Annotated in this window: 24 protein-coding genes and 1 riboswitch; of the genes, 9 read left to right on the top strand and 15 right to left on the bottom strand. The window is 69.2% G+C overall.

Annotation, left to right across the window (positions count from 1 at the left end; translation table 11 throughout):
- Positions 1-137 precede the first annotated feature (137 nt).
- Together ACYQ5L_RS18765 and ACYQ5L_RS18770 are read right to left on the bottom strand one after the other, a co-directional pair.
- Positions 138-1670: a hypothetical protein gene (locus ACYQ5L_RS18765; protein WP_459958988.1), complete on the bottom strand. Its 1533-nt coding sequence runs from the start codon at positions 1668-1670 to the stop codon at positions 138-140.
- A complete protein-coding gene (locus tag ACYQ5L_RS18770) occupies positions 1667-1882 on the bottom strand; it encodes a hypothetical protein (protein ID WP_459958989.1) in 216 nt (71 codons plus the stop codon). Before ACYQ5L_RS18770 ends, ACYQ5L_RS18765 begins: the two co-directional genes overlap by 4 nt.
- 192 nt (positions 1883-2074) lie before the next feature.
- Here ACYQ5L_RS18770 and ACYQ5L_RS18775 point away from each other — a divergent pair, with 192 nt between their 5' ends.
- The 5 genes from ACYQ5L_RS18775 to ACYQ5L_RS18795 all read left to right on the top strand — a co-directional run bounded on the left by ACYQ5L_RS18775 (position 2075) and on the right by ACYQ5L_RS18795 (position 6014).
- Positions 2075-2770 carry a TetR/AcrR family transcriptional regulator gene (locus ACYQ5L_RS18775; RefSeq protein WP_459958990.1) on the top strand — a complete coding sequence of 232 codons (696 nt, stop codon included), beginning with the start codon at positions 2075-2077 and terminating at the stop codon, positions 2768-2770.
- 105 nt (positions 2771-2875) lie between these two features.
- Positions 2876-4021 carry an acyl-CoA dehydrogenase family protein gene (locus ACYQ5L_RS18780; RefSeq protein WP_459958991.1) on the top strand — a complete coding sequence of 382 codons (1146 nt, stop codon included), beginning with the start codon at positions 2876-2878 and terminating at the stop codon, positions 4019-4021.
- 139 nt (positions 4022-4160) lie between these two features.
- Positions 4161-4724 carry a TetR/AcrR family transcriptional regulator gene (locus ACYQ5L_RS18785; RefSeq protein WP_459963467.1) on the top strand — a complete coding sequence of 188 codons (564 nt, stop codon included), beginning with the start codon at positions 4161-4163 and terminating at the stop codon, positions 4722-4724.
- Positions 4725-4801: 77 nt separating this feature from the next.
- Positions 4802-5140: a winged helix-turn-helix transcriptional regulator gene (locus ACYQ5L_RS18790; RefSeq protein ID WP_459958992.1), complete on the top strand. Its 339-nt coding sequence runs from the start codon at positions 4802-4804 to the stop codon at positions 5138-5140.
- 16 nt (positions 5141-5156) lie between these two features.
- Entirely contained in the window at positions 5157-6014 is an 858-nt protein-coding gene (locus ACYQ5L_RS18795; RefSeq protein WP_459958993.1) for an LLM class F420-dependent oxidoreductase, read from the top strand.
- Between the two features lie 194 nt (positions 6015-6208).
- On the opposite strand, the gene ACYQ5L_RS18800 is transcribed toward ACYQ5L_RS18795, so the two are convergent.
- The 6 genes from ACYQ5L_RS18800 to ACYQ5L_RS18825 all read right to left on the bottom strand — a co-directional run bounded on the left by ACYQ5L_RS18800 (position 6209) and on the right by ACYQ5L_RS18825 (position 12380).
- Complete coding sequence (locus ACYQ5L_RS18800; RefSeq protein WP_459958994.1) at positions 6209-7798, bottom strand: mucoidy inhibitor MuiA family protein; 1590 nt, start codon at positions 7796-7798, stop codon at positions 6209-6211.
- Positions 7799-8247: 449 nt separating this feature from the next.
- On the bottom strand, positions 8248-9309 hold the full coding sequence (locus ACYQ5L_RS18805) for a DNA polymerase domain-containing protein (RefSeq protein ID WP_459958995.1): 1062 nt from the start codon (positions 9307-9309) through the stop codon (positions 8248-8250).
- Entirely contained in the window at positions 9306-10406 is a 1101-nt protein-coding gene (locus ACYQ5L_RS18810) for an ATP-dependent DNA ligase (protein ID WP_459958996.1), read from the bottom strand. Before ACYQ5L_RS18810 ends, ACYQ5L_RS18805 begins: the two co-directional genes overlap by 4 nt.
- 178 nt (positions 10407-10584) lie before the next feature.
- Complete coding sequence (locus ACYQ5L_RS18815; protein WP_459958997.1) at positions 10585-10974, bottom strand: cold-shock protein; 390 nt, start codon at positions 10972-10974, stop codon at positions 10585-10587.
- A 44-nt stretch (positions 10975-11018) separates the two neighbouring features.
- Positions 11019-12119: an SPFH domain-containing protein gene (locus tag ACYQ5L_RS18820; RefSeq protein ID WP_379199140.1), complete on the bottom strand. Its 1101-nt coding sequence runs from the start codon at positions 12117-12119 to the stop codon at positions 11019-11021.
- A gap of 42 nt (positions 12120-12161) precedes the next feature.
- Positions 12162-12380: a hypothetical protein gene (locus tag ACYQ5L_RS18825; protein ID WP_459958998.1), complete on the bottom strand. Its 219-nt coding sequence runs from the start codon at positions 12378-12380 to the stop codon at positions 12162-12164.
- A 173-nt stretch (positions 12381-12553) separates the two neighbouring features.
- Here ACYQ5L_RS18825 and ACYQ5L_RS18830 point away from each other — a divergent pair, with 173 nt between their 5' ends.
- Both ACYQ5L_RS18830 and ACYQ5L_RS18835 read left to right on the top strand, forming a co-directional pair.
- Entirely contained in the window at positions 12554-12724 is a 171-nt protein-coding gene (locus tag ACYQ5L_RS18830; protein WP_459958999.1) for a hypothetical protein, read from the top strand.
- A 101-nt stretch (positions 12725-12825) separates the two neighbouring features.
- The gene (locus ACYQ5L_RS18835; protein ID WP_459959000.1) at positions 12826-14364 is read left to right on the top strand and encodes a DHA2 family efflux MFS transporter permease subunit; all 1539 of its coding nucleotides are present in this window, start codon (positions 12826-12828) and stop codon (positions 14362-14364) included.
- Between the two features lie 51 nt (positions 14365-14415).
- On the opposite strand, the gene ACYQ5L_RS18840 is transcribed toward ACYQ5L_RS18835, so the two are convergent.
- From ACYQ5L_RS18840 to ACYQ5L_RS18855, 4 genes are all read right to left on the bottom strand, one after another.
- Entirely contained in the window at positions 14416-15738 is a 1323-nt protein-coding gene (locus ACYQ5L_RS18840) for an ABC transporter ATP-binding protein (protein WP_459959001.1), read from the bottom strand.
- Positions 15739-15752: 14 nt separating this feature from the next.
- Positions 15753-17489, bottom strand: coding sequence for an ABC transporter permease (locus ACYQ5L_RS18845; RefSeq protein WP_459959002.1), 1737 nt, complete (start codon positions 17487-17489; stop codon positions 15753-15755).
- Positions 17486-18193, bottom strand: coding sequence for an MgtC/SapB family protein (locus tag ACYQ5L_RS18850; RefSeq protein WP_379204819.1), 708 nt, complete (start codon positions 18191-18193; stop codon positions 17486-17488). Before ACYQ5L_RS18850 ends, ACYQ5L_RS18845 begins: the two co-directional genes overlap by 4 nt.
- A gap of 203 nt (positions 18194-18396) precedes the next feature.
- Positions 18397-18571: riboswitch (M-box (ykoK) riboswitch) on the bottom strand.
- Positions 18572-18842: 271 nt separating this feature from the next.
- On the bottom strand, positions 18843-19340 hold the full coding sequence (locus ACYQ5L_RS18855) for a methyltransferase family protein (RefSeq protein ID WP_459959003.1): 498 nt from the start codon (positions 19338-19340) through the stop codon (positions 18843-18845).
- A 232-nt stretch (positions 19341-19572) separates the two neighbouring features.
- On the opposite strand from ACYQ5L_RS18855, the gene ACYQ5L_RS18860 reads away from it, so the two are divergent.
- Positions 19573-20085, top strand: a complete 513-nt coding sequence (locus ACYQ5L_RS18860; RefSeq protein ID WP_459959004.1) for a hypothetical protein — start codon at positions 19573-19575, stop codon at positions 20083-20085.
- Positions 20086-20095: 10 nt separating this feature from the next.
- Here the strand turns inward: ACYQ5L_RS18860 and ACYQ5L_RS18865 are convergent, their stop codons facing one another.
- From ACYQ5L_RS18865 to ACYQ5L_RS18875, 3 genes are all read right to left on the bottom strand, one after another.
- Positions 20096-20722, bottom strand: a complete 627-nt coding sequence (locus ACYQ5L_RS18865) for a TetR/AcrR family transcriptional regulator (protein WP_459959005.1) — start codon at positions 20720-20722, stop codon at positions 20096-20098.
- 68 nt (positions 20723-20790) lie between these two features.
- On the bottom strand, positions 20791-21207 hold the full coding sequence (locus ACYQ5L_RS18870) for a hypothetical protein (protein ID WP_459959006.1): 417 nt from the start codon (positions 21205-21207) through the stop codon (positions 20791-20793).
- 209 nt (positions 21208-21416) lie between these two features.
- Positions 21417-23279 (bottom strand): Na+/H+ antiporter, encoded by a 1863-nt coding sequence (locus ACYQ5L_RS18875; RefSeq protein ID WP_459959007.1) that lies wholly within the window; start codon positions 23277-23279, stop codon positions 21417-21419.
- 11 nt (positions 23280-23290) lie between these two features.
- On the opposite strand from ACYQ5L_RS18875, the gene ACYQ5L_RS18880 reads away from it, so the two are divergent.
- Positions 23291-23422: a hypothetical protein gene (locus ACYQ5L_RS18880; RefSeq protein WP_459959008.1), complete on the top strand. Its 132-nt coding sequence runs from the start codon at positions 23291-23293 to the stop codon at positions 23420-23422.
- Positions 23423-23526 lie beyond the last annotated feature (104 nt).

Raw genomic sequence — 23526 nt, forward strand, 5'->3', positions numbered from 1 at the left:
GGGGGTCGTTGACCCGACCATTGTCGCATCGTGGCGGGGCTGTCCCCGCCATGGGCCGCGGCGGCCGACACGGGTGGGGCCCGGCCGTTGGTGTCGGGCCGGGCCCCGTAAGGCGTGTGCTGTTCTTATTCGGTTTCTTATTCGGTTGTGGCGCTCACGGGTTCGAGGGCGGCCGCGTCGTCGTCGCGGGCGAGTTCGCGGGCGCGTTCGGTGAGCAGTGTGAGCAGTGGGGGCGGGATTTCGTCGCGGACTTCGCGCAGGGCGTTCCACACCAGGTCCGGGGTGTCGGGGGTGAGCGCGGAGAGGAATTCCTCGAGGTCGTCCATGCCGGCGATGATGTCGAGGACGCGGGCGCGGCCGGTCTGGTCCTGGGCGAGGGCGACGTCGACGAGGGTGTGGATATTGTCGCTGCGGGAGGCGGTGAGCAGGGCGGCGAGCAGTTGCTCGCGGGTGAGGTCGCCGAGGCAGGAGGCCAGGGCGGGTTTGGTGGTCTCGGGCAGGGCGTCGACCAAAGGCAGTGCCTGCGACCACAGTTCGTGTTCGGCGGTGCTGGTGATGACGGCGCGCAGGACGTCGGGTTCGGACATGATCGGCAGGGCGGCCATGCGGCGGCGGTTGTCGTCGGTCATGGCGAGGGCGATGGGGATCATGGCGTCCCAGAGCCCGGCGGTGTCGGCGGCGCGGATGAGTTCGGTGAGGCGGTCGTCGGTTTGGTCGCCGACGCGGGCGGCGACGAAGGCCAGGGCCGGGGCGGGCAGGTGGCCGGCGAGGGGGAGCAGGTCGAGCCATTGGCCGCCGTCGAGGGCGGTGTCCATGATGGCGGCGATGACCGGTTCGGTGTGCACGGGTGGGCGTTCGGCGAACAGGCGCAGGCTGTCGTGGCTCATGGCGCTGGTGATGGGCAGCAGGGTGGGCCAGGCGTTGAGGTCGTGGACGGCGTGGATGATGGCGTCGAGGATGTCGGCGCCGAGGCCGGCGGTGATGTCGCCGATCCAGGCGCGGTTGTGGGGTGCGATGGAGTCGAGCAGGTCGATGCCTTCGGCCCACATGTTTTGTTCGGCGGCGGCGCGGATGATGCCGGCGACGCGGTCGGAGACGATGTGCAGGACATTGTCGATGGCGGATTTGTCTTCGAGCAGGAAGCCGATGCGCAGCAGGTCGACGTCGCTCATGACGGGGGCGGCGGCGCGCAGGGCGGGTTCGGGGACGACGTGCACGAAGCGGCCCATGGTGATGTGGTCGCCGCGGGTGAGCAGTTCGCGGGCGACGTCGGCGACCATTTTGGGCGGGACGGCGGCGATGATGTCGGCGGTGCGGCGCGGGTCGAGTTGGACCGAGCATTCGGCGAGGAAGCGCGCGGGCAGGGCTTTGGCGATGTCGATGGCGCGGTGGGGGTCGACGGTGCTGGCGGTGGCCGCGCACAGGACGGGTCCGAAGGCGCGTTCGGCGACCTTGGCGCTGATGGCGACGGGTACCAGTTTGCTGGCGGAGGCGATGCCTTTGAGTTTCTTGGCGTCGCGGTCGAAGAGCAGGTCGGTGGCGCGTTCGCGGAATTCGCGGATGGCGGCGGGTGGCAGGTCGACGAGGAAGTCGAGTTCGGTGGCGTCGGTGATGCCGAGCAGGCGCGCGAGTTTGGTGGTTTCGGCGACGGCTACGAGGTGTTCGCTCACAGGCCCAGTGCTTTCTTGACGGCCGGGCGCATGAGGCGCGGCACGAAGTCGAGGGAGGTGCCGATGGCGGCGTCGAGGTTGTCGGCGCGGCGTTGCAGTGCGGTGCGCAGGAGGCGGTCGAGTTCGGCGAGGTCCGTGTCCGGGAGCCGGTGGAAGGCGTCGGGCAGGGGGGCCTGCAGGGTGGTGCTGAGTTGGTGTGCGGCGTCGGACATCGGCGTCTTTCCGGGTCGTGGGCACCGGTGCGTACCGGCGGTACGGTTACCGATACTGGCAGTACGGTGCATGCGAAATCAATCCCGGTCGGTTGACCTGAAATGTGGCTTCAGTCACTCGCTTACCCGAGATGAGTGCGGGTATGCGCGCGGGGTATCGGCCGTACCGGCGGTACGTATACACTTCCGGCTGTGGCTCGTACCAGTGCCGGACCGGCTTCTCGCACCGTGGTGACCCGCGACGACATCGTGGATGCGGCCATCCGGGTGATCGATCGCGACGGCCCGCGCCCCAGCATGGACGACATCGCGCGCGAGGCGCGCATCACCAAACCGCGGCTGTACCGGCAGTTCGCCGACAAGGCCGATCTGTTCACCGAGATCGCCGCGCGCATGTCGCGGCTGGCCTTCGCCGCGGCGGGCACCGATATGACGCTCATGCTGGCGCCGCCGCGGGTGGCGCTGCGGCGGGTGTTCGAGCAATACGCGCGGGGAATCCTGGAGCACCCGAATGTCTTCCGCTATCTGGGCCAGGCCCCGGCCATGCAGCAGTCGGGGGTGCTGCAGTTCGATCTGGGCCGCGACGCCGCGCGGCGGCTGACCAAGATGGCGCGCCAGGTCGCCGAGGCGGTGCCGCTGGACGTCGCCGGCATCGACTACTTCTCGCGCGCGGTGATCGGCGTGGTGGTGGCCATCACCGATCTGTGGCTCGCCGATTCCGACACTCCGACCGAATCGCAGACCGCGGAATTCATCGATCAGGCCACCGAACTGGTGTGGGGTCTGATGGATGGGTTCCTGCGCCGCCAGGGCGTCGAGGCCGATCCGGACACGCCGATTTTCACCACGCTCGCCGAGGTCAACCAGGCTCGCTCGGGCGAGCGCTGACACGCGGCCGGGCGCGCATCGCCACCCTGTTGACACTTCGCCAATAGCCGTGCACCCTTGTCACGAGGCGCGTGAGCGCACGGTTGCGACGTGAAGGAACTTTCGATGACACGCCCCGCATGGAGCGACGACGAGGTCGAGGCGGTTCGTGGTCTGGCGACCACCTTCTTCGAGAAGGAGGTGATCCCGCACGAGGAGAAATTCATCGCCCAGGGACATCCCGACCGCGCCCTGTACCGGCGCGCCGGTGAACTGGGCCTGCTGTGCGCGGCCATCCCCGCCGAATACGGCGGTGGCGGCGGCACCTTCGCGCACGAGGCGGCCATCATCGAGGCCCAGACCCACACCGGCGACGGCGCGCTGGGCATGTCGGTGCACTCCTCGATCATCGCCCCCTACATTCACCAGTTCGGCTCCGAGGAGCTCAAGCGGCGCGTGCTGCCCAAGGCGGCCAGCGGGGAGATGCTGCTCTCGATCGGCATGACCGAACCCGGCACCGGCTCGGACCTGCAGAACATCAAGACCCGCGCGGTGCGCGAGGGCGACGAGTACATCATCACCGGCCAGAAGATCTTCATCTCCAACGGCTGGCTGTGCGACGGCATCATCATCGCCGCCAAGACCGACTCCAGCCAGGGCGCGGCCGGCATCTCGCTGATCTTCGCCGAGGTCTCCGACGAGACCCCCGGATTCACGCGCGGCCGCATCCTGTCCAAGATCGGCGGCAAGGGGCAGGACACCGCCGAGCTGTTCTTCGACGGCGTGCGGGTGCCGGCATCGAATCTGCTGGGCGAGGCCGAGGGTCGGGGCTTCTATCAGATGATGCAGATGCTGGCCCAGGAACGCCTGGTGACCGCGATCCTGGCGGTGGCCATGACCGAGAAGGCGGTCGAGCTGACCGTCGACTACACCAAGGGCCGCGAGGCGTTCGGCAAACCGCTGTTCGCCATGCAGAACACGCGATTCGAGCTCGCGGAATGCGCCACCATCGCCAAGGTGGCCCGGGTGTTCCTCGACGACTGCATCGGCAAGCACCTGCGCGGTGAGCTCGACATTCCCACGGCGGCGATGTCGAAGTACTGGTTGACCGACCAACTCGGTAATGTGGTGGATCGCTGCCTGCAACTGTTCGGCGGCTATGGCTACATGACCGAATACCCGATTTCCCAGTTGTACACCGGCGCCCGGGTTCTGCGGATCCTCGCGGGCGCCAACGAGGTGATGAAGGACCTCATTGCCCGCTCACTCTGACATCACGATCGAGCCGAACCCCACCGGCGGTGCCGCGCGCACCGCCGCCGGCTCCACCGGCCCTGCCGCCCATGGCACGGCCGAGGCCGACGCGCGTGCGCGGCGGCGACGGCTCGAACCCGACGAACGCCGCGCGCAGATCCTGGCCTGCGCCATCGAGATGTTCGGCGAACGGCCGTACGCGGCAGTGTCCACCGCCGAGCTGGCCCAGCGGGCCGGGGTGGCGCGCGGGCTGATCAACCACTATTTCGGCAACAAGCGCGACCTGTATCTGGCGGTGGTGCGGCGCATGGTGACCCTGCCGCGGCCGGACAATATGGTGGTGCCCACCACCGGCAGCACCCGCGAGCGCATCGACGCGAGCGTGTCGTGGCTGCTGGACACCATCGGCGAGCACGGCACCACCTGGGTGAAGGTCACCGGGCTGGAGGGCATCGGCGACGATCCGGAGGTGCAGCGCATCCTCGACGAGGCCGACAATGCCGCCGCCGAACGCGTGGTGCAGATGGTGGGGCTCAGCGATTCGCTGCACAGCGCCGAATTGCGGGCCCTGGTGCGCTGTTACGGCGGGCTGGTGAAGGCGGCGGGCCGGGAGTGGATCGTGCGCGGCAGCCTGAATCGGGCGCAGGTGCACAATCTGCTGTGCGACACGCTCACCACGCTGATCACCGAATCGTTCCCGAAGGTGAACGGCAGCAACTGAATCCGGTGCGAACGGCCCGGTGACCTCATTGAGGTCGCCGGGCCGTTCGCCGTCCGGCATGGGAATGCTCCCGAAGGTTGGAAGGGAGCGACAAATGGACCGGGCTGGTGCTGTCCGTTCTCGCCGAGGGCCCGCGCCGCTACGCCGAAATCGGTGACACCGTCGCCGCCCTCGGCGACAAGATGCGCACCGAGCCCCCGCGCACCCTCGAACGCGACGGCCTGGTCGCGCGCACCGTCACCGCGCAGGTGCCGGTGCGCGTGGACTACGCGATCACCCGGCTGGGCGCGAGCCTCATGCCGGTGCTGCGGTCGGTGTGCGAGTGGGCCGAGGCGAACACGGACGAAGTGCTCACCGCCCGGGAGAATTTCGGTACCGAGAACACAATCCGATCGGGGAATGCCGTCCGATCGTGAAGTGTTGGCTGCCGGTATGGCAAAGGATGATCTCGGCAAGATCGGTGTCTGGCAGTACTACACGGCGCTCACCCCCGCCGCGATGCGTGAACTCGAACAACTCGGCTACGGCGCCGTCTGGCTCGGCGGTTCCCCGCCCGCGAACTGGGACGGCTACGACGCCCTGCTGGAAGCCTCCGACACGATCACCCTCGCCAGCAGCATCGTCAATATCTGGGCCTCCCCGTCCAAGGACGCCGCCGCCGCCTTCCACCGCCTCGACGACCGCTTCCCCGGCCGGTTCATCCTCGGCGTCGGCGCGGGCCACCGCGAGCACACCGACGCCTACACCAAACCCTATGACGCCCTGGCCGCCTACCTCGACGACCTCGACGCCGCCGGCGTCCCCGCCGCCCAGCGCGCCCTGGCCGCCCTCGGCCCGCGCGTGGCCACACTCGCCCGCGACCGCACCCTGGGCCCCCTGCCCTACCTGACCGTGCCCGAACACACCGCGAGCCTGCGCGAACTGCTCGGCCCCGACACCTTCATCGGCGTCGAGCACAAGGTCGTCTTCGACGAGGACCCCGAGCGCGCCCGCGCCACCGGCCGCGACACCGTCGGCTACTACCTGGGCCTGAGCAACTACACCAACAACCTGCGCCGCTTCGGCTTCACCGACGCCGACCTCACCGCCCCCGGCACCGACCGCACCATCGACGCCCTCGCCGTGCACGGCACCCCCGAGCAGATCGCCGACCAGCTCACCGCGCACCTGCGCGCCGGCGCCGACCACGTGGCCCTGCAGATCCTCGGCAGCGACCACCTGCCGGCGCTGCGCGCCCTGGCACCTGTGCTGGCCGAGAGGGCCAATCGAGGCTGCAGGGAAGCCGGATGAGGCGGAATCGGCGTCGAGCGCGGTCCATACGCCGAGCAGGTTCCGCACGCCGAGAGCGGTAGGCGCGCAACGCATCCAGCCCCCGGCACACTGCAACTGCACCTGATGCCGGACGCCCACCGCATTTCGCGGTCGACACTGATCGGTGTCAGCGTGAAATGCGGTGCGACCCAACTCGCATCCGGCGCCGACCGCTATTCCCGCCAGCCGCGCAATTCCACGCCGCGGGCGATGTCGACGCGGAAGCCGACGGTGATCTCCGCGGTCGCGCTCGGGTCGAGGGGCAGCTCCCAGGTCAGTTCGCCGAGGTCGGTGCGCTGCTTGGGGTCCGGGCGGCAGGTGATGTCCTTGACGGTGATGGCGTCGTCGCGGGACACCGGGATCTGGTCGAGGACAGTGACTTTGGTGGCGCGGCGGCCGTAGTTGCCGACCTTGATGCGGTAGCCGAGCTCGCGGCGGGTGGTGCCGCCGAGGACGGCCTTGCCCGCGGTGCGTTTGATCAGGTCGCGTTCGACGCGAATGCGGTCGTCCACACCGAGATTCAGTTCGATCTCCTCCTGCGGGGCCCACACCTCCAGGGTGGTGGTGCCGACGAATTCGGATTCGTGGAAGACCGAGGCCTTGCCCGGGCGCAGGGTGTGCTCGGAGGTGTTGACCGCGGTCGCCCGCAGGAACGCCTCCGGGCCGTGCACCGGGGCGGTCACATGGTCGAGGGCGGCGGCCAGGTCGATGACGGCGACGGTGGCGCGGTGCGCGGTGCCGTCGCTGGGCACCGCCACCGGTCGCGCGGGCCGGTAGGTAGTGGCCGCCGCGCCGTGCTCCACGGCCGGTTCGGCGGCCGCGGCGAAATCGGCCGGCTCTTCGTGCGCCTCGGCCCGCGTGGGTGCGGCGCGGCGCATCACCGCACCGCCCGGCGCCGGTGGCGGCGCACCGTAGGCGGCCGGTGCGCCGACCGCCATCGGCGGCATGGGCGGCGGCATGCGGTCGAGAAACCACGGATTCAGTTCCGGCAGTTGCGCGGTGATGGCCGGGCGCGCGGTGGACAACGCCAATTCGCCTTCGGGCCAGTCCTCCCCGGTGCTCTGGGTGATCTCGGCATGCCAGGTGAGGGTGAGCTGCTCGCCCCGCAACCGGATGTCATAGCTCGACGTCCACCGCGCGTCGTCGATGACATAGGACAGTTCGATCTCGATCTCCCCGCCCGACCGCACCTCCAGGTCGACCACGACCATGCGCCGATCCGGTTGACGCTGCTTGCGATGCGCGGCGATCCGGCGTTCGAGCGAACGCAGCTCCTCGTCCTGCCGCAACCGCTGCCCCGCCAGCTCCCGTTTGCGGGCGAGCACCGCCGCGGTCTGCTCGGCCAGCGCATCGGTGAACCCGGCCACCCGATCCGGGTCGACCTTGCCCTTGGCCACGGTCCGCGCGAACGCGCTACCGGCCTCGCGCCCGAGCGTGGCGAGCACTTCGGCGCGCCCGTCCTCGACCGCGACATGGTCGGCGGTCTCGGCCAATGCCACCCGCGCCGCGGTGAGCTGCCGCTCCAATTCCTGCACGGTGGCATCGGGCGAGCGTGGATGCTGCTGCATGGCGACATCCACGCCCACTACGCTGGCGTCCCCGCGCCCGTTCACCCGCACCGAATCCCGCAGCAAACCGATCGGTAGTCCGCCGACCTCGATGCGCTGGGCCCCGGCCTCGACCGCGACGACCGCGCGCCGGGTGATACGCGCCTGGCCCGGATAGACGACAACAGCGACGATCGGTGCATCCACAGTGGTCACGCCGCGAGGCTACCCGCGCCCCGCCCGCCCCGCGACGATGTTTCGACCGCCACCGAAATCGGGACGCCCCGGTGCGGGAGCAGCAGCCGTCGGCCCGGCCGTTCGCCGAGCACTGCCCGTCTGGGCAGCGCGGCCGTGGCGCATCGCCGCGCGCTGCGGGGCGCCCGGTGCATCGCGACGATGATTCGCGCGCAACTGAACTCGCCGCGGGGCCGAGGAGCTCGTCCGGAGGCCGCTGCGCGTCGCGGGAGCGAGGCGACGATAGTCTCGCGCGGCGCACACTCATCGCAGTTTCGAGAACCCGCCCGCGCTGGCGCACGAGGTCGTGGTCGAGACACTGGAGCGGGCACTGGCGGAGCGCGCCGAGGCCGATCCGTCGGATGTGGACGCGCGCGCCTGCGACGGATACGACGACGTCCGCAGCTTCTTGGGCTTGTGGTGAGACGGATCTAGTCGCCGTTGTCCTTTCGCGCGCGGCTGGGCTGCACACGGGACGGCTCGTTGGGCATTTTCGGGTATTGGGGTGGCCAGGGGGCGTCCTGGAGGCCGGCGGCCATGTCCTCGGCGGACATGTCGAGGAGGGGTTCGATGGATTGCGGGGTGCGGTCGGCCCAGGGGTCGCCGTGTTCGGCGACGCGGGCGGGCACGGTGGCGATGGTCATGTCGTCGTTGGTGACGGTGGGCAGGTCGTCCCAGGAGATGGGGGTGGAGACCTGGGCGCCGACCTTGGGGCGCACGCACCAGGCGCCGAAAACCGTTTTGTGCGGGGCGTTCTGGTTGTAGTCGACGAAGACGCGGGAGCCGCGTTCCTCTTTCCACCAGGCGGCGGTGATGGTGTCGGGGTGGCGGCGTTCGAGTTCGCGGGCCAGGGCGACGGCGGCGGCGCGCACCTGGTAGCCGTCCCAGCGCGGGTGCAGCAGGGCGTAGAGGTGCAGGCCGCGCGAGCCGGAGGTTTTGATGCGCACGTCGATGCCGAGTTCGGTGCACAGTGCGCGGGTTTGGATCGCGGCGGCGCGCAGGTCGTCGAAGGAGATGCCGGGTGAGGGGTCCAGGTCGATGCGCAGCTCGTCGGTGGCGCCGGTGGGGGGCAGGACTTCACCGGCGGCGTCGTAGACGGTGGGGGAGTCGGTGCTGCCGGGATCGGCGTGCGTGGGCCAGACGTGAAATCCCAGGCAGCCCAGGTTGACCGCCCACAGGATGTGCGCCATGTCGGCGGCGACGAGGGCGTCGCTGGTGGTGCCGTTGGGGGTGGAGACCACCGTGGTCTGCAACCAGTCGGGCACCGATTTCGGGACGCGTTTCTGGAACCAGGATTTGCCCGACGCGCCCTCGGGATAGCGTTCCAGCAGCACCGGCCGGTCCTTGATGGTGTTCATGATCGGATCGGCGACGGCGAGATAGTAGTTGACCAGATCGAGTTTGGTTTCCCCGCGCTTGCTGAAATAGATCTTGTCCGGGTTGGAGATGGTGACGGTGCGCCCGTCGACCTCGATGTCGGTTGCCGCGCTCACGGTTTGGCGCCTCTCGCTTCGTCGAAGATGGTGGCGAGTTCGGCGGGCGCGACCTCGTCGAGCTGGGCGTAGGTGCACGATTCGGGCGTGCGGTCGTCACGGAAACGCACCAGGCGCCCGCCGTGGCGGAACCGGCCGGCCATGACGTGCTCGTAGCGGACCTCGGCGACCAGTTCCGCGCGCAACGGCTCCCACGACAGATCCTTGCCGCCGGTCCAGCGGCTCACCCCGCCGGGCATCTTGCCCTCGGCCTTGGCCTGGGCGGCGGCATCGGCCCAGTTCTTCCACGGATGATCGTCGAGCGCGTGCTCGCGCAGCGGCGCCAGCTCTGCGACCAGTTCCTTGCGGCGGGCGGCGGTGAAACTGCTGGCCACCCCGACGTGATGGAGATTGCCGTCCTCGTCGAACAGCCCCAGCAGCAGTGAGCCCACGCCCGCGCCGTCCTTGTGCCAGCGGAATCCGGCGACCACGCAGTCGGCGGTGCGCTCGTGCTTGATCTTCAGCATGACCCGCTTGTCCTGCAGGTAGGGCAGATCCGCGGCCTTGGCCATCACCCCGTCGAATCCGGCGCCCTCGAAGCGGGTGAACCAGTCGGTGGCCACCTCCGGGTCGTCGGTGATCGGGGTCAGATGCAGCCGGTTGATCCCGTCCTCCTCGCCGTCGAGGACCGTTTCGAGCAGCCGGCGGCGTTCGTGGAAGGGCCGCTCGGTCAGATCCTCCGCGCCCAGGGCGAGCAGATCGAAGCCGACGAAACTGGCCGGAGTCTCGGCGGCGAGCTTGGCGACCCGCGAGGCCGCCGGATGCAGCCGCTGCTGCAGGGTGTCGAAGTCCAGGCCGTTCTCGGTGACGACCACGATTTCCCCGTCGAGGACGCACTTGTCGGGCAGCGCCTTGCCCAGCAGTTCCACCAGTTCGGGGAAATACCGGGTCAGGGGGCGGTCGTTGCGCGAGCCCAGTTCGATCTCGTCGCCGTCGCGGAAGACGATGCAGCGGAACCCGTCCCATTTGGGCTCGAACAGCAGCCCGGGTTCGCGCGGCACCGTCGACACGGATTTGGCCAGCATGGGTTTGACGGGCGGCAGCAGGGGCAGCTCCACACGACCTCCTCGGGTAGCGGTTACCCAGGTAGACGCCGTGACCGGCCCGGATTCACCGGTCGGCGGTTCCCCAAGATCGTACCGACCGGGTCGGACAGTTCAGTGAAGACAACCCGGCACGACGTGCATCACCGCACCGACTGCAATCGGGTCGTGATCGGGCTGCCGCCCGCCGAATTCAGTTCTCGATCCAGCCGTGCTGATCGGCGAAGGCCGTCAGCCGGTCGCGGATGGTGAGAATCTCCCCGGCCGTCAAGGCCGGTGACGCATCGAGCAGCAGTTCGGTGATGAGCCGTTTGTGCTCGGCCTCGCTGAGCTGCCCGCCCGCGCGTTTGTCGTTCTTGTGCCGGACCGGCGCGACCGAACCGCCGACCAGGGCCAGGTTGATCGCCTTCGGCCCCCGATCGCCCTCGGTCACATCGAATTCGAACACCCGCCCCTGCCGCAGCTCGTCTTCGTCCAAGCCGATGTCGTTGACATGGACGAACACGTCCGGCCCCCCGTCTTCCGGACGGATGAAACCGAAACCCCGAGAGCTGTCGAACGACACCAATTTCCCGATGGACACCTTAAAACACCCGCTCCTCGTCGCCGCGTCCCTCTGGTGGGACTTTAGTCGGCAGGTCGATCATTGTTGGAAGAAAGTGCCTTTTGCAACGAATCGAACACCGTCAGCCCCTGCCCCACCATGCCGGTGATCATTTCCCCCACCCCGTCGGGGCCGTTGAGCACGGTCACATTGGCATCGGCCAGGCCCACCGCGGCATGTTTGACGATCTCGGGCAGCTGCTCGATGAGCAGCTGGTCCAGGGCGATCCGGTTGTGCGAGGCGGCGGCCTCGGCCTGGATGCGGGTGCGGTCGGCTTCGGCCTCGGCCAGGATGCGCACCCGTTCGGCCTCGGCCAGTGCGGGTTTGACCACTTCGGCCTGCAACTGCTGTTCGCGCAGTTCGGCCTCCTTGCGGGCCTGCTCGGCCTGGGCGGCGAGCACCTCCTGCAGGGCGACGGCCTGGGCGAGCGGACCCGCTTGGGCGGCTTCGGCATTGGCCTTGTCGATATCGCGCTGGTACTGCGCGCGCAGCACCGCGGTCTGGCGGGCGTATTCGGCCTGGCGGCGCAGCGATTCCTGTTCGGCCTCGGCGGCGGCCTGGGCGGCGGCGGCCTGGGCGATCTGGGCGTCGCGCTGCACGGCGGCATTGTGCGGGGCGGCCAGGGCGGTGATGTAGCCGAGGCCGCCGTCGTCGATGGACTGGATCTGGAAGGAGTCCACCCACAGCCCGATATTGCTCATCTCCACCTTGGAGGCTACGAGGACCTCGTCGGCCAGGCGCTGGCGTTCGCGGATGATCTCCTCCACCGTCATCGAGCCCACGATGGAGCGCAGGTGCCCGGAGAAGATGCGCCCGGTCAGCACCGACATCTCCTGTTCCTGTTCGGACAGGAACCGTTGGGCGGCATTGACGATGGAGCCGGTGTCGTTGGCGACCTTGAACGCGATGACCGCGCGCACATCCAGCTGGATGGCCTGTTTGGTGACGCAGCGTTCCTTGATCTCGGCCTCGAACATGGCCAGCGACAGATACCGCACCTTGCGGAAGAACGGCATCACCCAGGCGCCGTGGCCGATGACCACGCGGAACGGTGCGTTGTCCTTGGTGCCGCCGCCGGAGACCAGCATGGCCTCGTCCGGATCGGGCACATGATATCCGAGCACGATTGTCTCTCCCCTCGAAAATGAAAACGTCTCTGCGACTTGTCAATCGCCGGGAAGGGGGATCCACGCAACAACATCGACGAGCCGGCCGGGATGGGCGGCCACGATGAGCACGCTGGCGCCGGCGGGCAGCGGCTCGTCGGCGCGCGCGATGTACGACTCGGTTCCCCCTCGGATGGCGACGAGCACCTCGCCCAGCGCACCGGCGCCGCGCAAGGGTGTGGTGAGCGTACCGGTCAGCCCCACAACCGGGTCGGACATGTCGGGAAGCTCCTCCTCGCGCGGTGAACAGTCAGACTACGCGGTGAAATCGGCAGGTGAGAGGGCGGATTGGGAATCGATCACCGAGGCGGTAACCCCAAGGTTGCTACCGCTCGGTATGATTGGCCGGGTTCGTGCCGCAACCGATGCTCCGCTCTCGCGAGAGGACAGCTATGGCCAAGCGCGCCAGACCCGCCGATCCCGTGGATTCCACCGGCAAACCCGTTGCGCCCGAACCTGATCCGGGCGATCCCTCGGAATTCGAGATTCGCGCCGAAGCCCTCGCCGACGCCGCGGCCGCCGATTTCTACGACAATGACGAGGGCTGGCCGCCGCCGGGCTGATCGCGTCCCCGGTTATCTCCGCGTGAACGGCGCTGCTCCGGCGCGTCAACCACGGCGAAATTGTGCTGGTTCCCCATCCTCCGACCTGGCAGGCTGAAGCGGTGACCACTCCTCCGGATATACCGACCGGCGATCCGACCGACGACAAACTCGACGCCCGCGTCTTCAAGATCGCCGGCGTCGTGGTGCTCGGCGCCATCATGTCGATCCTCGACGTCACCGTGGTGACCGTCGCGATCCCGACCTTCATGAAGCCCGAGGTCTTCGACACCACCTATGCCATCGCGGCGTGGACGATGACCGGCTACACCCTGGCCCTGGCCACCGTCATCCCGCTCACCGGCTGGGCCGCCGACCGCTTCGGCACCAAACGCCTGTACATGACCGCGCTGGTGCTGTTCGTGCTCGGCTCGGTGCTGTGCGCCACGGCCTGGAACATCCAGTCGCTCATCGCCTTCCGCGTCCTGCAGGGCCTGGGCGGCGGCATGCTCATGCCCCTGGGCATGACGATCATGACCCACGCCGCCGGGCCGCACCGCATCGGACGGGTCATGGCGGTGCTCGGGGTGCCCATGCTGCTGGGCCCCATCGGCGGCCCGATTCTGGGCGGCTGGCTCATCGACAGCTTCTCCTGGCACTGGATCTTCCTGATCAACCTGCCCATCGGCATCATCGCGCTGGTCTACGCGTTCATCGTGCTGCCCGCCGACAAACCCGAGCCCTCGCAGTCCTTCGACTTCCTCGGCATGCTGCTGGCCTCCCCGGGTCTGGCGCTGTTCCTCTACGGTGTGTCCTCGATTCCGGAGGCGGGGACCGTGGCCTCGCGCAAGGTGCTCATTCCGATGATCATCGGCGCGGCTCTGCTGGTGGCGTTCGTCTTCCACGCCCTGCGCGCGGTGCATCCGCTCATCGATCTGCGACTGTTCAAGAATCCCTCGCTGCGCTACGCGGTCATCACCATGACCCTGTTCGCCATGGCGTTCTTCGGGTCCGGTCTGCTGCTGCCGTCGTATCTGCAACAGGTGCGCGGGGAATCGACGTTGATGGCGGGGCTGCTGATCGCGCCGCAGGGGTTGGGCGCCATGCTGACCATGCCGGTGGCAGGCCGGCTGGTCGACCGGATCGGACCCGGCAAGATCGTGCTCACCGGTATCGCGATCATGTCGGTGGGGATGGCGTTCCTGACCCAGGTCGGCGCCGACACCTCCTATCCGCTGCTGCTGGGGGCGCTGTTCGTGATGGGTCTGGGCATGGGCTGCACCATGATGCCGACCATGACCGCGGCCATCCAGACGCTGACCCACGCGCAGGTGGCGCGCGGGTCGACGCTGATGAACATCGTCAACCAGACCGCCGGATCCATCGGCACCGCGGTGATCTCGGTGGTGCTGACCAATCTGCTGCTGGATCGGCCCCTCGCCGGGGCGGCCATCGGGTCGCGCAGCAATCCGGCGATCGCCGAGCAGTTGCCGCCCGGGGCGCTCGACGAGGGGTTCGCGCAGGCGGCCACCGCGTTCGGGCACACCTTCTGGGTGGCGCTGATCCTGTTGCTGCTCACCCTGATTCCGGCGTTCTTCCTGCCGCGCACCAAACCCAAGGCCCCCGAGGGCGCGGACGCGGCCGCCACCGTCGTGCACTAGCACCCGACCCGCGCGGGCCGCGCACGTGGTGTGGCGGCCCGCGCGAGGCGGTTATCGGTCGGCGGACAGGTCCGCGGCCGGGTCGACGGTGATACGGCCGGAATCGGTGTCGTAGTCGTACAACTCGCCGTAGCGGCCCCAGTCGATGGCCAGCTCCAGCTGGCGGCGGGCGTCCTCGTCGGAGAAGCCGCGCCGCAGCAGATCCAGCACGAAATCCGCGCGCACGCTGCCGTCGGCGCTGCCGATGAGCGCGCTGCACACGGTGCGCACCAGCGGGGCGCGCCGGCGCGCCTGGTCGGCGAAAATGCGTTTGGAGCCCTGGATGTCGGCAGTGACGAGGCGCGCGCCCACAGTGGTGAGGATGACATCGCCGGAGTCGACGGTGAGGAAACCCAGCAGGGCGGCGGCATCGACGAGGGGCAGCAGGTCGTCGAGTTCGAAGTTGAGTTCGTCGGCGACCTCGGGCAGATCGGCGCGGCCGTGGCTGCCCCACACCAACTCCAGCAGGCCCGCGATGCCGCCGACCGAGGCGTCGGGCAGCGGGGTGGCGAAGGGGGTGGCCGAATCCGGTGTGGCGGTGGCGATTTCGGTGTCGCGGCCGGTGAGCAGGCCGTAGATGTGGTCGACCAGGGCGGCGAAGCCGGGGGCGCGGCGATTGCGCGGGCGCGGCTGGTCGACGCCGACCTCGGCGATGATGTGGCCGGGATTGGCGCCCAGCACCACCACGCGGTCGGCCAGCAGCACCGCCTCCTCGATATTGTGGGTGACGATGCAGATGCATTCGGTGGGGAAATCGGTGGTGGCCCACAGGTTCACCAGTTCGGTGCGCAGGTTCTCCGCGGTCAGCACGTCCAGGGCGGAGAAGGGTTCGTCCATGAGCAGCAGGTCCGGTTCCAGCACCAGGGCGCGCGCGAAGCCGACGCGCTGGCGCATACCGCCGGACAGCTCCTTGGGGTAGGCGGTCTCGAAACCGTCCAGGCCGATGCGGTCGATGGCGGCCAGGGCGCGGCGGCGCCGCTCGGCGGGGGCGATGCCGCGCGCGGCCAGCCCGAGTTCCACATTGTCCTGCACGCTCAGCCACGGCATCAGCGCAAAGGACTGGAACACCAGGGCCGCACCGGGATTGGAGCCGGTCAACGGGGCGCCGCGGTAGTCGACGTGGCCGCCGGTGGGGGCCAGCAGCCCGGCGATAATGCGCAGGATGGTGGATTTGCCCGAGCCGGAGCGGCCCAGCAGCGCCACGATCTCGCCCTCGCGCAGTTGCAGATCGACCCGGTCGAGCACCTGCAGGGGTTCGCCGCCCGCGCCGGTGAACGACATGCGCACCCCGCGCAGGTCCATCAGGACCTCGCCGGTGGTGACCGTGTGTGTCATGGGGGATCTCCCGTCTACAGCGAGTAGCGGCGTTGCGCGAGCGCGTACAACCGCCGCCAGAACAGTCGATTGATGCCGACGACGAAGATGCTCATCACGAGCACCCCGACCAGGATGCGCGGGAAGTCGCCCACCCGGGTGGCGTCGGCGATGTAGGAGCCCAGGCCGGTGGCGACCAGGGTGGTGGGACCGAATTCGACGATCTCGGCGACGATGGAGGCATTCCATGCCCCGCCCGCCGCGGTCAGCGCGCCGGTCACATAGGAGGGGAAGATGGCGGGCAGGATCAGCTTGCGCCACCACAGGTTTCGCGGCAGCCGCAGATTGGCCGCGGCTTCGCGCAGATCGTTGGGGACCGCGGCGGCGCCGGCGATCACATTGAACAGGATGTACCATTGCGCGCCCAATGCCATGAGCGCGATCGCCGCCCACTGCAGGCTCGCGCCGGTGGCCACCAGGACCGCGGTGACCAGGGGGAACAGGAAGTTGGCGGGGAAGCTGGCCAGCACCTGCACCACCGGCTGCGCCAGGCGGGTGACCTTGGGGTTCAACCCGATCCACACCCCGATCGGCACCCACACCGCGCTCGCCACGATCAGCAGCACGATGACCCGGCCCAGGGTGAGCACGCCCAGGAACGCGGCGTGGGCGAGTTCGCCGAAGCCGACGGTGGTGTGAATGTAGTGCAGCACCAGCACCGCGCCCACCGTCAGCGCGACCGCGACCACCGCGCCGAAGACCACATCGGCGACGCGGCGCCGCAGCACCGGCACATAGAGCGGGCGCTCGGCCAGCCCGAACACGGCCATGCCCCGGTCGATCGGATACACCAGCGGACCCAGCGCCCGGCCCAGCCCGCCGGGAATGTGGGAGCGGCGCAGCAGATCCAGCACCAGCGAGCGCGGGGCGTCGGCGGATTCGGAGTCCTCGACGCGGAAACGCTCCGCCCACACCGTGATCGGCCGCCAGAACACCACATTGAGCCCGATCACCAGGATGATCATGGTGGCCACCGCCAGCATCACCTTGCCGGTGTCGGATTCGGCGGCCGCGCCGGCCACATAGGAGCCGATGCCCGGCAGCGCGTACTCGCGATTGTTGACGCTGATGGCCTCGGCGGCGGTGAGGAAGAACCAGCCGCCGCCGAAACTCATCATCGCGTTCCATACGAGGGGGAACATGCCCGAGGGCACATCCACCCGCCAGAACCGCTGCCAGCGCGACAACCGCAGATTGCGGGCGGCCTCGTCGAGTTCACGCGGCTGCGCGATCAGCGACTGATAGAACGCGAAGGTCATGTTCCACGCCTGCGAGGTGAAGATCGCGAAGATCGACGCGGCCTCCAACCCCAGCGACGAGCCGGGGAACAAGGCGATGAACCCGGTGATGGTGATCGACAGGAATCCCAGGATCGGCACCGACTGCAGAATATCGAGCAGCGGCAGCAGCACCTTCTGCGCACGCGGCAGCCGGGCGGCGGCGGTGGCGTAGACGAAGGTGAACGCGATCGACAGCCCCAGCGCGGCGAACATGCGCAGCAGCGAGCGGGCCGCATAGTAGGGCAGCTGATCCGGGTCGGTGGACACCGCGGCGGGGGCGTCGGCCTGATCGAAGGGCACGTTCATCCCCGCCGACACCTTCACCGTCACCCAGATCAGCACCGCCGCCCCGACGAACACCGCCGCATCCGCCCACCGCGAGCGCGGCCGGTCCAGTCCGGGATGCGGCGAATACGCCCGCACCCGCGTCACTGCTCGGTCACCTTCTCCGGCACGATGCGCCAGGCGACGCTGGTCACCGACGGCTCCAGGCTCAACCGGCTCACCGCCGTCTCCATCTGCCGGTCGTCGCGGCGGTCCCCGGTCAGCTCCGCGCGCACCTGCACCCGGCCCGCCACGGTGTCGTGGCTCGAGATCGACACCAGCCGGAAGTCGGTGCGCGTCAACGACTGCACCAGCAGCGCCCGCACATGCGCCTCGTGCGCGTCATCGGTGTCGGCGGTGAACGCGTACAGCGCCTCGGTCTCGCTGCCGTCGGCCACCGGCCGATCCACCGCGCGCGCCGCGGTGCGCAGCGCGGTGTTCACGATGACCACCACCACCGTGCCCGCGGCCGCGGTGGAGAACATGCCCGCCCCCGCCAGCGCACCCACAGCAGCCGAGCACCACAGGGTGGCCGCGGTATTGAGGCCGCGAATGTTGAACCCATCGCGCAAGATCACGCCCGCACCCAGGAACCCGATGCCCGACACGATCTGCGCCGCCACCCGCGTCGGATCCGCGGTGGCCCCGGCGAACCCGTGCGCCGACAACAGCACGAACAAGGTCGCACCCGCCGCCACCAGCGCATTCGTCCGCAACCCGGCCATCCGGGCCCGGTACTGCCGCTCGAATCCGATGATCGCGCCCAGCCCGACACCGGCCCCGAGCCGCAACAGCATTTCCCACGTCGTCACGACGCCTCCCACACAGAGATCGGCGCACTCGAGAAACCGACGCTACCCGGACGCGGGCAGCACGCGGCAACGAAAAGGAGTGTCGCCTAGTGAACGATTGGCTAACGGAACTCTGTCCGCTCCATCCGGCACGACAACCACCTCCTCCACACCGCGCACACGCGCCGAAAAGGGAGTGGAGACCTGCGCGACCCGCGAGGTAGGGGCACCACTCCTCGTAAGACCTTCAGCACTGCACGGCGTGAACCCACCGCCAGGGTGGGAGCCGGTCGGAGCAACCCCTTAATCCGGGGAAGCCTGTCCTGACCATTGGCGTCTCTCGACGTTTCCGGTCGCCGGCCTGTATCCGCGCAGGAACCTCAGCTAACGACGGCACCTTGCGTCAGCGAGTAAACACCCGCCCCCACCGCCGACGCAACCCGATGTGGCCCCCGTCGCACCCCGCGACCGGCGCTGACATCGTGTCGCAGGCGCCCGCGGCGTGCATCCCGCAGCGCGAACCGATCCCGCACCGGCAGCGACGAGAGTTCGGCGCGATCGGGCCGGGCCGGCAGCGGGCGGCGACGCGGCAACCGGGCGAAAAGCCTTCTCACAGAAGCGATCACAGTTCCACCCTTCAGGCTCGCATCGAACCGGCAGCGGTTCGGGTTCAGCGGCCGGGCAGTCCGGCCCATCGCGGCACCCGCTGCCGGTAGGCGTCGTAGGTCGCACCCCACCGCTTGTGCAGAGAACGCTCCTCCCAGCGCACGAGCCCGGACACGACAGCGGTCCACGCCGCCAGGCCGCCGGCCACGGGCAGGCTGCCGAACCAGGCCGCCCAGCCGGCCCACAGGGTGAGCTGGGCGAGGTACATGGGGTTGCGGGAGAGGCGATAGGGGCCGGCCTGAGCCAGATACCCGGGTGTGAGGGCGACCTGCCATCCCGGCGGAGCCACCTCGAGATGACCGGCCACGGTCCAGACGTACAGGCCCACGCCGGCGCCCAGGACCGGCACACCGGCCGCCACGTTCGCCAAACCTGGCCGGTCGCGGCGCCAGCCGTGACGCGCGCCGAGGCTCGACGCCGCGATGGGCAGAACCGCGAAGGCCGTGGTGTGCGCCGCGGTCATGAGAGCGAGAGCGGGGATGGGAGGGATCGTTCCGCGCACGAGATTCAGCCTAGGTCCGTTCGTCGCGTCGCGGCCCCGAATCATCCCGGCGCACGGTGAGCGCGGCAGCGCGGCCCGGTCGCGTGGTCGTCCGCGGCACGCGTCGAAATCCGTTGGGGGATTTGATCTTCGGGGCGAAGATACCGAACGATATGTTCAAATGAACTGCGCCACGGGATGTTTCGCGCGGTCCTACCATGGTTCGACCGACCGGTCGAGCATGGAGGACGCGATGCGCAAGCTGACCATCGACAATCTGTACGACGATCTCATGCAGTGGGTGGCGGCCGATGTGGCCGCGGTGAACGAGGCGCTGGCCGTGTCGAAGAACAGCGGCTGGGAGCAGTGGTGTGTGGTGCAGTTCCTGCGCTGGCAGCATCACCAGCGCAGCGCCGAGCGCGGGGTGAACTATCAGCGGGAGCTGACCATCGCGCGGCGGCGCTACGACATCGCCTACAACTGCGAGGCCGAGGAGGGCGCGGGGGAGTATCCAGTGCTGCTGACCCAGTGGAAGGCGATGAAAGACCGGGTCAGCTATGACATTTTCGGCGATATCGGCACCCTCACCGAGGTCGGCAAGCATTGGCGCAACCTCGGGCGGCGGTGGGTGCCGGTGATCGTCGGATTGTCCACCAGCGGGGCGGAATTCCCGGGAGTCAAGGAATTGCCGGGCATCCCGAGTGCGCAGGTCCGGGTGTTCGTGTCCACCGACAAGACCTGGGAGCGTTTCCAGAACGCCTTCTGAGCCGGCCGCCTCAGCCGCGGTACATGCCGCGGTAGGCGGCGATGGTCTGCACCAGATGGTCGACGATCTGCTCGCGGGTGGCGCGCAGGGTGCCGTTGAGCCAGGCCGAGAACATGCCCGCATTGCCCGAGGCCATGGTGACCGCGGCGACGCGGCGCTGCACCGGATCGTCGATGTGGGCGAACAGGTGGTCCTGGATGAGGCGGGTGAAGGCGGGCATGACCGCGATGGTGGTCTGGCCCAGACCCGTCGAGGAATACGGTTCGACCAGGAAAAGCCGGGATTTGCGGGGGTCCTCGAGCACCTTGTCGACCAGGATCTCCGACAGGGCGCGGTCGCGGGTGGGGTCGTCGGCGACCGCGAAGGCGGTCATGGGTTCGAGGAATTCGTCGGCGATCTGGCGGTAGAGGACGTCGAGCAGTTCGTCTCGGCTGGCGAAGGATTCGTAGAAGTAGCGGTCGGTCAGGTTGGCCTTGCGGCAGACCGCGCGCATGGTGACCGCGCCCGCACCGGACTCGCCGATCAGGTCGAGGGCGGCGTCGAGCAGGGCGGCGCGGCGCGCCTCACGGCGTTCGGTGAGGGTCGTTCCGCCCCAGATGCGGGGTTCGGCGTCGGAGGAGGGCTGGCCTGTCTGCACCGGGTCCAGGGTAGTGCCCGGCACCCGGTGTGCGCGCACACCGGGTGACCGATGCCCCGATGAGCGGGTCAGCGCAGCACCACGCAGGCGCTGCCGAGGTTGACCCCGGTGCCGACCTCGAAGTAGTCGGTGGCCGCCGAACCCCAGTAGGAGTCGGCGTAGATGCGATGCCATCCGGTGGCCTGCGGGGTCCAGGTGGTGGTGGCGCGGCCGTCGCGGCCCAGGGTCACCGAGTGCGGGTTGAACGTGCCGTAGGCGCCGATGTCGTAGAACCAGGCCGCATCCCCGGCGCGGCCTTCCACGGTGACGGTGTAGGAGCAGCCCGAACCGTAGCGCGCGCCGCCCAGGGAGATGGAGTTGCTCGACGAGACCTCCACGCGCCACACCTCGGCGGCGGCGGTGGGCGCGGTGAGCACCGCGGCCGAGGCCAGGGCGGCGAAGGTGGTGGCGGCGGTGGCGAAAGCCGATGTGCGGGACCGGATCATGGGTGATCATCCCCTTGCAGGAAGAGCGGATCAGGAAAACTGCCGATGGATGGGCAGGCCACTCCCCGCAGCGCGCACTGCCCGGCGACGCCATTGGCGCACATACGCCAGTGTCGGCGCATCACCGCGGCGACACGCGCGGAACGGACTATGCGTTCGGTAACCGGTCGCAGTGCATGCGCCGCTCCGGAACCTCGGCTATCGCAGCGCTATCCGAGCAGTTCGTCGATGTAGCACCAGCGCCAGGATTCCCCGGGTTCCACGCTGCGCATCACCGGATGCCCGGAGGCGGCGAAATGCTTCTCGGCGTGGCGGCCGACCGAGGAGTCGCAGCAGGCGACGTGCCCGCAGTCCAGGCACATGCGCAGATGCACCCATTCCAGGCCCTCGTCCAGGCATTCGCCGCACGCGTCGGGGGTGTCGGGCACCTGCACGGTGGGCGCCTCCCGCAGATGTGTGCAGTCGCCGGACATGGTGGCGGTCAACGGTTCCCCGGTCTCGCCGGCCTCGGCGATGCGGTCGATGGTGGATTCCTCGATATCGAGGGTGGCCATCACCTGCTGCAGCACCTCGTGATCGACGGTGCCCGCATCGCGCACGGTGAGCACGGTGTCGCGTTCGGCGGCCAGCATGGCCAGCCGCAGCCGCCGGTATTCGCCGCTGGGGGTGATGCGCTGGGATTCCGAGCGCCCCAGCAATTCCCACGCCGAGCGCGCCCGCATGGTGACCCGATTGCGCAGCGCCGCCACCACTTCCGGCGGCGTGTCGGGGGTGATGTTGGCTTCCAGGGCCGCCAGCCCCGCCGCGGTGGCCTGCTGCAGCAGATTGGCCTCCTGCAGCAGATCCTCGGCGTGGCTGGGCCCGCGCAGCCGCAGCGCCCGCACCAGCCACGGCAGCGACATGCCTTGCAGCAGCAATGTTCCGGCGACCACCACCACCGCGAGCAGGATCAGCGTCGCCCGCTCGGGCGTGTCCTCGGGCAGCAGCAGCGCCGCGGCCAGGGTCACCACCCCGCGCATGCCCGCCCACGACACCACCGCCGGCCCGGTCCAATGCGGTTTCGGCTTGCCCAGCCGTCGCCCTTCCACCCGCCAGGCCAGCAAGGTGGAGGGGAACACCCACAGCGGGCGCGCCACGATCACCGTCACCAGCACCGCCGCGCAGGTGAGCAGCAGCGTCGAATGCGGCAGATCGCTGTGCCAGGCGTCCTCCACGAAATGGCGCACCTGCAACCCGATGAGCAGGAACACCGCGCTCTCCAGCAGGAACGCGATGGTGCGCCAATTGGTGTGCTCGGAGATGCGCGAGGCCGCGCTCTGCCAGCGCGGCGCCTGATAGCCGAGAATCAGCCCGCAGGTGACCACCGCGATCACCCCGGAGGAATGCACCGCCTCCGCCGGCAGATACGCCAGCCACGGCGCCAGCAGCGACACACTCGTATCCAGCACCGGATCGCTGATGCGCCGGCGCAGGAACGCCAGCACCAGCGCCGCCGCCACCCCGATCAGCGCACCGCCCCCGGCCGCGGCAAGGAAATCCGCGCCCGCCTCCCACAGGGTGATCGTCCCCGCCATCGCGGCGATCGCCGTGCGCAGCGTGGTCAGCGCGGTCGCGTCATTGAACAGCGACTCACCCTCGAGCAGCGTCACGATCCGCCGCGGCATCCCCACCCGCCGCGCCACCGCCGTCGCGGCCACCGCATCCGGCGGCGCCACCACCGCCCCGATCGCCACCGCCGCCGCGAACGGCACCGGCAGCAGCCAATACACCACCGCCCCCACCGCGAACGCGGTGAACAACACCAGCCCCACCGACAGCAACGTGATCGACAGCTTCTTGGGTTTGAAATCGACCAGCGAGGTCCGAATCGCGGTGGTGTACAGCAACGGTGGCAGCAACCCCAGCAGCACCAGCTCGGGTTCCACATCGACTTCGGGCACGAACGGCAGATAGGAGGCGATCACCCCCGCCACGGTGAGCACGAACGGCTCCCCGAAACCGAACCGGCGGGCCAGGGCCGCCAGCCCCACCGCCACCGCCACCAGCACGACGAGCCCGAACGCGACCTCCACAAACGATCATCGTGCCAGCCCAGGTGTGTCGCGCCCGCACCGGCCATGGCGTGTCGGCGCTGTGGGCGGCGCCGGCCCCGCACCGGCTGCCCGAATACGGCCGGGCACAGGCGATGTCCCAGATCTCCCCGCAGGCGAACTGAGAGCACCAGCCCATATCTGGCACGCCCGCCCGAGGACCGACAGCGCCGCCGCGAACGCGGGCCGACGTCGTGCGCCCTCCGCAGGAGAGCCGACAGTGCGGCCG

The organism is Nocardia sp. IFM 10818, from assembly GCF_054655275.1.